The sequence below is a fragment of the Nonomuraea sp. NPDC050643 genome, from assembly GCF_040654715.1.
GTDB lineage: Bacteria > Actinomycetota > Actinomycetes > Streptosporangiales > Streptosporangiaceae > Nonomuraea.
This window is the reverse complement of sequence record NZ_JBFAIM010000051.1, coordinates 97,139-109,020: the sequence shown is the minus strand read 5'-3', so window position 1 is coordinate 109,020 and position 11,882 is coordinate 97,139. Positions and strand designations below refer to the sequence as shown.

Sequence of the window (11,882 nt, the reverse complement as noted above, 5' to 3'; positions counted from 1 at the left end):
CGGCTAGTCTCGAACCCTGCGAGATCTGGCAGGATGCCGCTGTACTGTGCGACGTCGCTGAACGTAACGCCACGAAGGTCTGGGATCGGTAGCGCGCCGCGGTCCGCGCGGTGGCCGGCCTGGCGCGCGTTCCTGCTGCTCACGTTGCCGATGGTGGCCGGGCTGTTCGTCTTCAAGTACGTGGCGATCGGCTGGGGGCTGCTGCTCAGCTTCAACGACGCCCGCGGCACGATCAGCCTGGGGAACTGGAACGGCCTGGACAACTACCGGCGCCTGCTGTCGGACCCGGCCTTCACCCGGTCGCTGGTGACGATCCTGCTGTTCACGCTGTTCATCGTGCCGGTGACGTTCGCGCTGGCGCTGGGCCTGGCGGTGCTGGTGAACCGGCTGCGCGGCGGCCGGGCGTTCTTCAGGACCACGTTCTTCATCCCGGCGGCCGTGTCGTACGTGGTCGGCGCGCTGGTGTGGAAGATGAGCCTGTTCAGCGGCACCCCGTCGGGCGTCGCCAACAGCCTGGCCTACCTGCTGGGCCACGAGGACGCGATCGGCTGGGTGGCGACCGTGGACCCGCCGCTCTACTGGATCGTGCTGGTCACCGTGCGGCTGTGGCTGCAGACCGGCTTCTACATGATCCTTTTCCTGGCCGGGATCCAGCAGGTCCCCGCCCAGCTCTACGAGGCGGCCCGGGTGGACGGGGCCGAGTCGGAGGGCCGGCTGTTCCGGCACATCACCTGGCCGATGCTGCGCAACACGTCGGTGGCGGTGACGCTGCTGCTGATCATCAACGCGTTCCAGGCGTTCGACGAGTTCTACAACATCCTGGCCTCGAACCTGTCGGGGCTGGGCGGCGCGGACGGGCGCACGCCGCTGATCTACCTGTTCCAGACGGCGCTCGGCGAGCAGAACTACGGCGCCGGGTCGGCGGGCGCGTTCGTCGTCACCGTGCTGATCGTGGTGTTCACGCTGCTGCAGGGCCGCTTCGCCGGGTTCGGCAGGACCGCCGAGGAGGACGGGCGATGAGGCGGCGGCGTCTGGGCTCGTACGCGGCGGTGGTCGTCTTCGCGGTGCCGTTCCTGCTGCCGTTCTACCTGCTGATCCGCAACGCGCTGATGACCCGGCGGGAGCTGGGCTCGCTCGACTGGCAGTGGTGGCCCGAGACGATCGGCTTCCAGGGGTTCGCCGACGCGTTCGGCAACGAGGCGGTGCCGCTGGCGCACGCGCTGTGGAACTCCACGCTGATCTCGGCGATCTCCGCGCCGCTGGCCACACTGCTGGCCTCGATGGCCGGGTACGCGCTGGCCCGCATCCCCGTGGCGGCCTCCCGCCCGGTGTTCTTCTTCATCATCGCCACGATGATGGTGCCGGGCGCGGCCACGTTCATTCCGACGTTCGTGGTGGTCGGGTCGATGGGCGGGGTGAACACGATGTGGGGGCTGATCGTCCCCGGGCTGTTCAGCGCGTTCGCCGTGCTCCTGTTCCGCGCGTTCTACCTGCGCTTCCCGCGCGAGATCGAGGACGCGGGCCGGGTGGACGGCCTGGGCCACCTGGGCCTGTACGGGCGGCTGGCGCTGCCGAACTCCGGCGCGCTGTTCGCCTCGCTCGGCATCCTGTCCTTCATCGAGCACTGGAACGCCTTCCTGTGGCCGCTGGTCATCGGCCAGGACCCGGAGTTCTGGACGGTGCAGGTCGCGCTGTCCACCAACCTCAACCAGCAGGCCGTCAACCTGCCGGCGCTGTTCGCCGGCGCGCTGGTGGCCATCCTGCCCCTGGTCGCCCTCTTCCTCATCGCGCAGCGGTGGATCGTCAGGGGCGTCCTGCTCACCGGAATCAAGGGCTGATCACTCCCGAGAGGAGCCCCCATGTCCCGCACGCGCGCCCTCACCCTCCTGGCCGCGCTCGTCCCCTCCGTCCTGCTCGCCCTGCTGCCCGCGCTTCCCGCGCGGGCCGCCCCCGTCACGGTGCCGGTCGGCGCCCAGTTCACCGACACCTCGGGCAACCTGCTGCACGCCCACGGGGGCGGCGTGGTGAAGGTCGGGTCGTACTACTACTGGTTCGGGGAGAACCGCAACGCCGACGGCACCTTCCGGTACGTCTCGGCGTACCGGTCGAGCGACCTGCGTACGTGGGAGTTCCGCAACCACGTGCTCACCCAGTCCAGCGCGGCCGAGCTGCAGGTGGCCAACATCGAGCGGCCGAAGGTGATCCACAACGCCGCCACCGGCCGGTTCGTCATGTGGATGCACAAGGAGAACGGCCGTGACTACGGCGAGGCGCGGGCGGCCGTGGCCGTGTCGAGCACCGTGGACGGGAACTACACCTACCTGCGCAGCTTCCGGCCCCTCGGCCACATGTCGCGCGACATCACCGCGTTCGTGGACACCGACGGCGCCGGCTACATGATCTCGGCCGCCGACGAGAACTACGACCTGCACGTCTACCGGCTGAGCGCCGACTACACCGACGTGGCCACGCTGGCCCGCATGTGGGACGGCGACCACCGGGAGGCCCCGGCGATGTTCAAACGCAACGGGGTGTACTTCCTGCTGACCTCCGGCGCCACCGGCTGGCAGCCCAACCAGGCCAAGTACGCCACCGCCACCAGCATCACCGGCGCCTGGAGCGCCTGGCAGAACGTGGGCGACGGGCTCACGTTCGGCTCCCAGTCCGCGTTCGTGCTGCCGGTGCAGGGCACGTCCGGCACGTCGTACCTGTATCTGGGCGACCGGTGGGCCGGCGCGTGGGGCGGGCCCGTCAACGACTCGCGGTACGTGTGGCTGCCCGTCCAGTTCCCCAGCGGCACGACCATGAGCCTGTCGTACGCGCGGCAGCTCACCGTCGACGCCGCCGCCGGCACGATCACCGCGACCGGCTCCGGCTACGACCGGCTGACCGTGCGTCACTCGGGCAAGTGCGCCGACGTGCGCAACGGCTCCACCGACAATCTGATGGCCGTCATCCAGTACACCTGCGGCGGCGGCACGAACCAGCAGTGGCGGATCCAGTCGATCAGCGGCGGCTACGTCCAGGTCGTCGCCCGCCACTCGGGCAGGTGCCTGGACGTCAACGGCGTGAGCACCGCCGACGGGGCCGCGCTGCAGCAGTACGGCTGCGGCTCCGGCACCAACCAGCAGTGGACGCTGCAGGACGCGGGCGGCGGCTACCTGCGGCTGGTGGCCAGGCACTCGGGCAAGTGCGCCGACCTGCCGAGCTCGTCCACGGCCGACGACGTGCAGTTCAAGCAGTATCCCTGCGGCAGCGGCCAGAACCAGCAGTTCACCCGCACGGCCCTGTGATCGGCCCGGCCCGCCCGGACGGGGTAAATTGCCTCGCGGGCGGGCCCTGGCCAGGTTAGATTCGCTAACGTGTCGGAACCCCTCGAAATCGCGTGCGACGAATCCGGCGCGGAGGGCGAGAAGCTCGTCGGCGGCAACAGCGACGTCTTCGCGCACGCCAGCGTGCTCATCGACGCCGCGGCGGCGGCCGACTGCGTCAGGGAGCTGCGTGAGCGGGCGCCGACCCCGGCCAACGAATACCGCGCCGGCCACGTGCTGCGCGACAAGTACCGGCCGGCGCTGTTGTGGCTGCTCGGGCCGCACGGCCCGGTGCTGGGCAACGTGCGCGTGTTCCTGACCGACAAGATCTTCTATGTCGCCGGCAAGGTCGCCGAGCTGCTCGACGAGGACCACACCTCGCGCATCGGCCTCGACCCGCGCGCCTGGGCCACGGCCACCGCCCTCTACCGGGAGGGCCGCCCGGCGTTCGGGCCCGAGCGGTGGTCGGCCTTCCTCGAGGCGTTCAACTACCTGCTGCGCGCCAAGAACGGCCAGGGCGTCACCACGTCCGTCGAAGAGGCGTTCCGCCTGGTCGACGAGCTACGCGGCACGGGCGGGGCGGCGGGCGAGATCATGGAGTCGCTGTGGCGGGCCAGGCCGCGGGTGGAGTCGTTCCGTGAGCGGCTGCTGGCCGACCCCTACGTCTTCCCCGCGCTCGACCCGCTCATCCCGGCCATCGTGCGGGCCGTCCGGTTCTGGGGCGCGGGCGGGCCGGTGGTGGTCGTGCACGACCGGCAGACCACGCTGACCGACGAGCGGATCGCGCAGATGCGGGAGATCCTGGGCGGCCGGATGGCCGGGCTGCGGCTGGTCGACTCGATGCTGGACGACCGGGTCCAGATCGCCGACGTGATGGCGGGCGTGGCGCGCAAGATCGCCCTCGACGAGCTCAACGGGCGGGCCGATCCCCTGCTCAGCGTCCTCATCCGGCCGTACGTGGACGCCGAGTCCATCTGGGCGCCTCCCGATGAAGTCATGTCCCGGTAAATAGCCAGCCCTCGCCTCTTTCGCCACAAATCGTGACGTTAGAGTGACATACTGTGAACGATTCTAAGCGTGTGGAAATCACCTGGCCCAGCCTCGGCATCACCGTGGGGGCCGAACTCGACCAGCGCAACGCCGCCCTGGCCCAGTGCCTGTGGGACGCGTTGCCCTACCGCAGCCTGCAGGGGCACGCCCTCGTCGCGGGATACCACCTGTACCACCTCGCGCCGGTCCATTCGCTGCTGCACACGGCCGCGGAATACCGCGTGGACCGGCGGACCGTACCCGACGGCACGCTGTTCTGCTCACGGCTGCAGCACCTCGGCATCAAGTACGGCGAACTGACCGAGCCCATGACCGCCACCCCGATCGGCCAGGTCGTGGAGGAGGACCTCGACGCCCTAGCCCAGGCCGGCCGTGAGGTGTGGGACTCCGTCTACACCACCAAGGAGCCGGTCACGGCCGAGGTGCGCCGCGCGGGCGGGCCCGGCGGGCACGACCTGCCGCGCCTGCCCGTCGGCGATCCGCAGCTCAACCAGCTCGTCAAGGAGGTGCACGCCGAGACCGAGCGCATCTGGCTGAGCCCGCCGCGTGAGCTGCTCGACCTGCACGAGGGCCGTATCCCCTCGGGGGCGGGCAGCTACGAGACGGTGCTGACCACGCTGCTGTTCGTCAACGGCGAGACCCGGCCGCTCGGCTACAGCTGTTACGGCGGCCTCGTCCGCGCCGCGCTGGACGGCATGCCGATGCCGTGGCTGCGCCAGATGACCCGCCAGCTCGCCCACACCCCGGCCGAGTTCCTCGGCTACTGCGGCCTGGACAAGCTGTGGGACTTCACGCAGCGGCTGCTCGACGGGCTGGAGCGGGTCGACAGCCACGAGGACTTCATCGCGGTCATGGGCCACATGGCGCTCTACTGCAACTGCCTGGGCGGCTGGAACCTGCACCTGTTCCCCTGGCAGGCGGGCGAGTACCTGCGCAGAACGGGAGCCGGCGCATGAGCGGATCGCGGGTGGTGGTGATCGGCGGCGGCGTCATCGGTCTGTCGATCGCCTTCCACCTGGCCGAGGCCGGGCAGGACGTGACGCTGCTGGAGCGCGGCACGCTGGGCTCCGGCGCCTCCCGCGCCACCGCCGACGTCGTGCGCTCCTACTTCGCCGGCAACCCGATCAGCTCGGCGCTGGCCGTACGCAGCCTCGACGCCTACCGCGCCTTTCCCAGCAGGCCGGGCACCGAGCTGCCGCTGCGGCAGGTCGGCTACCTGGTGCTGTTCACCGAGCCGGAGCAGGTGGCCGCCTTCGAGGCCGACCTGCCCGCCCAGCGGGCCGCCGGGGTCGACGTGGGCCTGATCAGCGCGGAGGAGGCCAGGCGGCACAACCCGCTCATCGGCGACCTGCCGCTGGAGGCCGCCGCGTACTCGCCCGACGCCTACATCTCCGACACCGCGGCCATCGTCACCGCCTACGCGCGGGCGGCCGAGCAGGCGGGGGCGGCGCTGCGTACCGGCTGCCCGGTCACCGCCATCGACCCGGAGGCCGGGCGCGTGCTGACCGCGGACGGCGAGATCGGCGCGGACGCGATCGTGTGCGCCGCCGGCGCCTGGTCGGCCTCGCTCGTCCGCTGCGCCGGGGTGGACATGCCGCTCACCGAGCCCATCGAGCAGGAGTTGCTCACCACCGACCCGCTGCCGCCCGGCACGCCCGAGGTCCCGGTCACCCTGCACGCCGCCAGCGGGCTGCTGATCCGGCTGCGCGACGACCGGATGCTGATCGGCATGGGCTACCCGGGGCCCGACCGCGAGTCCTGGCGGCGGGAGGTGGCCGAGCGGGTCGCCGAGACGTACCCGAGCCTGGCCGGGCTCACGTTGCACACCGCCGTCACCGGCCTGCGCGACGCCAGCCCCGACAAGACCGCCTTCATCGGCCACCAGCCGGGACCCCCGGCCTTCCTGTACGCGACTGGCTTCTCCGGCCACGGCCTGTGCAACGCGCCGGCCGCCGGCGAGCTGGTCCGCGATCTCTACCTCGCGCAGGACCCCGGCTTCGACGTGACCGCGCTGGCGGTCAGCCCACGACGAACGGGATGAGCCATGATCGAAGACAGCCGCTTCACGCTCGACCCGGCCACGCCTGACCTGCACGCCGACAACGACCACCTGCGCAAGGCCGGGCCGCTCGTGCCGGTGACCGCCGAAGGATGCCCGGTCTGGGCGGCCACCCGGTACGAGACGCTGATGGCCGTCCTGACCCATCCGGACATGTCCAGGGAGCTGCATCACTGGGCCGATCGGCACGCCATGCCGCCCGGCACCGCCATCGACCGCATCGTCAGCGACACGTCCCTGCTCAACGCCGAGGGCGAGCGCCACCGGCGGCTGCGCATGCCGCTCACCGCCGCGTTCTCACAACGGCGGCTGAACAGGCTGCGCCCGCGGATCGAGGAGCTCACCGCCAGGCTGATCGACGGCCTGGCCGCGATGCCGCCGGGCGAGCCGGTGGACCTGCGGCTGGAGTTCGCCTATCCGCTGCCGCGCGAGGTCATCTCCGAGCTGATCGGCATCCCGGCCGCCCACCAGGACGAGCTGCACCGGCTCACCGACGCCGTCGCCCAGGTCGGCGGCCTGGAGGACTCGCCGGCCCTGCGCGAGGAGCTGCGCGGGCTGCTCGACCAGATCATCGAGGAGCGCCGCGGCACGCCCGGCGAGGACCTCATCACCGACCTGTTCGAGCTGCACGAGAAGGACGGCGGGCGGCTGTCGGAGGACGAGCTGTTCGCCACGATCGAGCTGCTGTTCATCGCGGGGCACGTGACGACGGTCAACCTGATCACCAACGCGATCGGCGCGCTGCTCACCGTGCCGGGCCAGCTCGAACTGCTGCGCTCTGGGCAGTGCGACTACACCGCGGCGGTGGAGGAGACGCTGCGCTGGGACTCGCCGATCGCGTACTTCCCGATGCGGTACGCCGTGCAGGACGTCGAGATCGACGGCGTGCCCCTGCGGGCCGGCGAGCCCGTGCTGGCCTGCTTCGCCTCCGCCGGGCGCGACCCGGACCAGTACGGCGAGCACGCCCACCGCTTCGACATCAGCCGCCCGCCGAACACGCACCTGGCGTTCGGGCACGGGCCGCACTTCTGCCTGGGCGCGCCGCTGGCCCGGCTGGAGGGCGAGATCGCGCTGCGGGCGCTGTTCGAGGCGTTCCCCGGCATGACCCTGGCCGCGCCGCCGGAGGAGCTGCCGCCGCTGGACACGCTGCTGGGCAACAGCACCCGGACGATGCCGGTGCTGCTGGGCCCGCGCGCCCGCTGACGGGCGGGCCGGTCGGGGGCGGCCAGGATCTCGCCGGCCGCCCCCGACCGCCTCATGCCGCCCCGGCGGCCCCGGCCGCCTCTGGGCCGCCCCGGCGACCGGGCCGCCTCATGCCGCCCCCGGTCGCGCACGTGCGCCGGAGTCGTTCTACGCTCCATGACGACGATTGGAGCGATTAGCCGTGCCACAGACCGCCCCCATGCGACTGGCCACCACCGTCCGCCCCTACGACTGGGGCTCGGTCACCGCCCTGCCGGAGCTGTTCGGAACGGAGCCGACCGGGCAGCCGCAGGCCGAGCTCTGGATGGGCGCCCACCCCGGCGCCCCGTCGATCGCCGGCGGCGTCCCCCTGAACGAGCTCATCGCCCGCGACCCGGTCGGCACGCTCGGCGGGCCGGCCGTCGCCCGGTTCGGGCCCGAGCTGCCCTATCTGTTCAAGGTGCTGGCCATCGAGCGCCCGCTGTCCCTCCAGGTCCACCCGACGACGGAGCAGGCCGAGGCCGGGTACGCCGCCGAGACGGCGCGCGGGGTGCCGCTGGACGACTACGCCCGCACCTACAAGGACGCCTCGCACAAGCCCGAGATGGTCTGCGCCCTCACCCCCTTCCACGGGCTCTGCGGGTTCCGCCCGCCCGCCGACACGGCGGACCTGCTCGACCGGCTCGGCGTGCCCGGCCTGCGGCCCTGGATCGACGCGCTGCGGGCCGGGTCGCTGCGCGCCGTGTTCGCCGAGATGCTCGACGACGCCTCCGCGCCCCTGCGGGCCGAGGTCGAGCGGGCCCTGTCGGCGTCGGGCGACGACGACCTGGCCGTCCACGGCGACCTCGCCCGCGCCTGCCCCGGCGACCGGGGCGTCACGGCCGCCCTCCTGCTGCACCACGTCCGGCTGGAGCCGGGCCAGGCGCTCTACCTGGGCGCCGGGGTGCCGCACGCCTATCTGGGCGGCATCGGAATCGAGGTCATGGCCAACTCGGACAACGTCCTGCGCTGCGGGCTCACCTCCAAGCACGTGGACGTGCCGGAGCTCATGCGCGTGGTGGACTTCACCCCGGCCGCGCCGCACCGGGTGGAGCCCGAGAGCGAGGGGGCGGGCGGCTACGCCTACCGGCCGCCCGCGCCCGAGTTCGCCCTCAGCCGGTACGAGCCCGGGACGCACGCGCTGCCCGCCGGGGTGCCGCAGATCGTCCTCTGCGTCGAGGGCGAGGTCCACCTGGGGGATCTGACCCTGACGGCGGGGCAGTCGGCGTTCGTCCCGGCGGCGGCGCCTTCGGTGACCTTGACGGGCAAGGGCCGCGCGTATCGCGCCCAGCCGGGCTGATCAGGCACGCTTCGGCCGGGCGTTGAACGTCCCGTTCCTAGGCTGCGGGGCATGACCACGGACCATGTGACCATCGAGCCCAGCATCCTGTACTTCGGGACCCCGGTCGTGCTGCTGTCGACGGAGAACGCCGACGGCTCGTTCAACCTGGCGCCCATGTCGTCGGCATGGGCGCTGGGCCAGGTGATCGTCCTCGGGCTGGGACCCGAGGGGCAGACCGCGCGCAACCTCGCCCACCGGTCCGACCTGGTGATCAGCCTGCCCGCCCCCGGCCAATGGGCGGCGGTGGAGCGGCTGGCGCCCCTCACCGGGCGCGACCCCGTACCGGCGGGCAAGCCGGACGGGTGCCGCTTCGAGCCCGACAAGTTCGCCGCCGCCGGCCTGGGCGCCGAGCCGTCGGAGGGGGTGCGCCCGCCGCGCGTCGCCGGCTGCCCGCTGCAGTTCGAGGCGCGGGCCGCGAGCGTGCGGCGGGACGTGTCGGGGTCGTTCGTCATCGCCGAGGCCGCCGTGTCCAGGGTGCACGCCGATCCGCGCATCGTCGTGCCCGGCACTCAGCACGTGGACCCGACGGCGTGGAGCCCGCTGATCTACAACTTCCGCCACTACTTCGGCCTGGGGGCGGAGCTGGGCCACTCCTACCGCAGCCGGACGATCAGCGAGAACCGGCCTGGCGGAGCCGCCTGATCTTGAGGACGTTGTCCGTGCGGATGCCGGGCTGCCCGTCGGGGGTGGCCTGGGTGCGCTCGAACACCTTGCTCACGAGCACCTCCCACTCCCCCTCCGCCGGCTCCAGGGAGTCGAACACCTCCTGCGGCGTGGGGAAGTGCACCTCCGGCTTGTCCTCGCGGTCCCAGGACGGCCAGCCCGCGTGACCGACGACGAGCAGCACGCCGCCGGGCTCGACGGCCGCTGCGGCGGCGCGCAGGATCTCCGTCCTCGGAAGGTCCGTGGGCGAGTGCAGGTAGGAGGCGGAGACGAGGTCGTACCGGCCGCCGGGGAACGACGTCCCGAGCTCGTGCCGCTGCCAGTCGACCAGGTCCGCGACGCCCGCGTCCTCGGCGTGCCCGGCGGCGCGGCCGAGGGCGACGCCGGAGACGTCGGCGGCGGTGACCCGCCATCCCCTGGACGCGAGCCAGATCGCGTCGGCTCCCTCACCGCAGCCCAGGTCGAGCGCACGGCCCGGCGGCAGGTCCGCGACCTCGCTGACGAGCATGGCGTTGGGGTTCCCGCTCCAGAGCTGCGGGCTCCCGCCGTAGCGGCCGTCCCAGAACTCCTGGGCGACTTCGGCGCGGCGGGCGGCGACGGCGGCCCGGGTCTCCTCCATGACCAGGTCGGCGTTGATGGCCGCGCCCGCGCGGGTGCCCGCCGCCGCGGCGCCGATGACCTGGTCGAACAGGTTCGACACGTTGCCCGCCACCCAGACCCCTGGCACGCTCGTGGCGCCCATCGGGTCGGCGGGGACGTAGGCGCCGACGACGTGTCCGCCCATCTCCTGCTCCGCCGTCTCCAGCCCCAGCCCGGTCAGGACGGCCGAGCGGGCGGTCATCCGGGTCCCGACGGCGACGGCCGTGCGGGGGACCACGGTGCCGTCCGCCAGCCGTACGCCGGTGAGCCGGTCGCCGGTCACCTCCAGCCCGGTCACCTTGCCCTCCACCACGGTGATCCCCCGGGCGGCGAACTGCTCGAGCACCTCGTCCGCCGGCTCGCTCACGTCGTGCAGGAAGACGGTCACGTCGTCGCTCCACTGCCGCCACAGCAGCGCCTGGTGCACGAACATCGGCCCGGTGGCCAGCACGCCGATGGGCTGGTCGCGTACCTCCCAGCCGTGGCAGTACGGGCAGTGCAGCACCTCGCGGCCCCACCGGTCGGCCAGCCCCGGCACCTCGGGCAGCTCGTCCACCAGGCCGGTGGTCACCAGCAGCCGGGCCGCCTCGACGGCGGACCCGTCCTCGAGCCCGACGCGGAAGCGGCCGTCGCCGAGCCGCTCCGCCGTCGCGGCGGTGCCGGTCACGACCTCGCCGCCGTACCCCGCGATCTCCTCGCGGCCGATGGCCAGCAGGTCGAGCGGCGGCGTGCCCTCGCGGCCCAGGTACGCGTGCACGCCCTCCGCGGGGGCGTTGCGCGGCCGCCCCGCGTCGATCACCAGCACCCTGCGCCTGGCCCGGCCCAGCGTGAGCGCTCCGCTCAGCCCGGCGGCCCCGCCTCCGATGACCACCACGTCGTATCTCGCGTCCATGTCACGGCTCCTCTCCAGACCGGCCCCAAAACCGGCGATGCGCCACTGTCCGCGCCAGGGCGGCGAAATAACAAATTTCATTGCTGAAATGGCAATCTGGGAGGCATGGATCTCGATGAGGTGCTCCAGGCGGTGGGCCCGCGGCTGCGGGAGCTGCGGCAGGAGCGCGGAACGACGCTGGCGCAGTTGTCCAAGAGCACCGGCATCTCGGTCAGCACGCTGTCCCGCCTGGAGTCGGGCCGGCGGCGGCCGACGCTGGAGCTCCTGCTGCTGCTGGCCAGGGCGCATCAGGTGCAGCTCGACGAGCTGATCGACGCGCCGGTGACCGGTGACCCGCGGGTGCATCTGAAGCAGGTCAAGCGCTTCGGCATGACGTTCATCCCGCTGAGCCGGCGGCCGGGCGGCATGCAGGCGTACAAGCAGATCTACCCGCCGCACTGGCCGGGCTACGAGCCGGAGCAGCAGGTCCACGAGGGCTACGAATGGCTGTACGTACTGTCGGGGCGGCTGCGTCTGCTGCTCGGGCGGCACGAGGTGGTCCTGGGGGCGGGCGAGGCGGCCGAGTTCGACACCCGCACACCGCACGCCTTCGTCAACCCGGGAGCCGAGCCGACCGAGGTCCTCGCCCTGCACGGGCCGCAGGGCGAGCGCATGCACGTCAGGGCCCGCCCCACGCCCAAATAGGCCCCGCCCGCGCCCGGCCGC

11 protein-coding genes are annotated in these 11,882 nt (G+C 72.5%); 10 read left to right on the top strand and 1 reads right to left on the bottom strand.

Going from position 1 to position 11,882, the window contains the following annotated elements; genetic code table 11:
- Window positions 1–150 precede the first annotated feature (150 nt).
- The 9 genes from AB0I15_RS46130 to AB0I15_RS46090 all read left to right on the top strand — a co-directional run bounded on the left by AB0I15_RS46130 (window position 151) and on the right by AB0I15_RS46090 (window position 9,625).
- A complete protein-coding gene (locus tag AB0I15_RS46130; protein ID WP_358111465.1) occupies window positions 151–1,020 on the top strand; it encodes a sugar ABC transporter permease in 870 nt (289 codons plus the stop codon).
- Window positions 1,017–1,838 (top strand): carbohydrate ABC transporter permease, encoded by an 822-nt coding sequence (locus AB0I15_RS46125; protein ID WP_358111456.1) that lies wholly within the window; start codon window positions 1,017–1,019, stop codon window positions 1,836–1,838. Before AB0I15_RS46130 ends, AB0I15_RS46125 begins: the two co-directional genes overlap by 4 nt.
- A gap of 21 nt (window positions 1,839–1,859) precedes the next feature.
- Window positions 1,860–3,293: an RICIN domain-containing protein gene (locus AB0I15_RS46120; RefSeq protein ID WP_358111453.1), complete on the top strand. Its 1,434-nt coding sequence runs from the start codon at window positions 1,860–1,862 to the stop codon at window positions 3,291–3,293.
- Between the two features lie 69 nt (window positions 3,294–3,362).
- Entirely contained in the window at window positions 3,363–4,319 is a 957-nt protein-coding gene (locus tag AB0I15_RS46115; protein ID WP_358111450.1) for a hypothetical protein, read from the top strand.
- 71 nt (window positions 4,320–4,390) lie between these two features.
- Window positions 4,391–5,317 carry a hypothetical protein gene (locus tag AB0I15_RS46110; RefSeq protein WP_358111447.1) on the top strand — a complete coding sequence of 309 codons (927 nt, stop codon included), beginning with the start codon at window positions 4,391–4,393 and terminating at the stop codon, window positions 5,315–5,317.
- A complete protein-coding gene (locus AB0I15_RS46105; protein ID WP_358111444.1) occupies window positions 5,314–6,402 on the top strand; it encodes an FAD-dependent oxidoreductase in 1,089 nt (362 codons plus the stop codon). Before AB0I15_RS46110 ends, AB0I15_RS46105 begins: the two co-directional genes overlap by 4 nt.
- 3 nt (window positions 6,403–6,405) lie before the next feature.
- Entirely contained in the window at window positions 6,406–7,623 is a 1,218-nt protein-coding gene (locus AB0I15_RS46100) for a cytochrome P450 (RefSeq protein WP_358111441.1), read from the top strand.
- 199 nt (window positions 7,624–7,822) lie between these two features.
- On the top strand, window positions 7,823–8,941 hold the full coding sequence (manA, locus tag AB0I15_RS46095; RefSeq protein WP_358111438.1) for a mannose-6-phosphate isomerase, class I: 1,119 nt from the start codon (window positions 7,823–7,825) through the stop codon (window positions 8,939–8,941).
- A 51-nt stretch (window positions 8,942–8,992) separates the two neighbouring features.
- Window positions 8,993–9,625: a flavin reductase family protein gene (locus tag AB0I15_RS46090; protein WP_358111436.1), complete on the top strand. Its 633-nt coding sequence runs from the start codon at window positions 8,993–8,995 to the stop codon at window positions 9,623–9,625.
- Here AB0I15_RS46090 and AB0I15_RS46085 read toward each other — a convergent pair.
- Window positions 9,594–11,177, bottom strand: coding sequence for a bifunctional NAD(P)/FAD-dependent oxidoreductase/class I SAM-dependent methyltransferase (locus AB0I15_RS46085; RefSeq protein ID WP_358111433.1), 1,584 nt, complete (start codon window positions 11,175–11,177; stop codon window positions 9,594–9,596). The two genes, AB0I15_RS46090 and AB0I15_RS46085, sit on opposite strands and share 32 nt — an antisense overlap.
- 105 nt (window positions 11,178–11,282) lie before the next feature.
- Between AB0I15_RS46085 and AB0I15_RS46080 the strand changes: the two genes are divergently transcribed.
- Window positions 11,283–11,861: an XRE family transcriptional regulator gene (locus AB0I15_RS46080; RefSeq protein ID WP_358111431.1), complete on the top strand. Its 579-nt coding sequence runs from the start codon at window positions 11,283–11,285 to the stop codon at window positions 11,859–11,861.
- The last annotated feature ends 21 nt before the right edge of the window (window positions 11,862–11,882 follow it).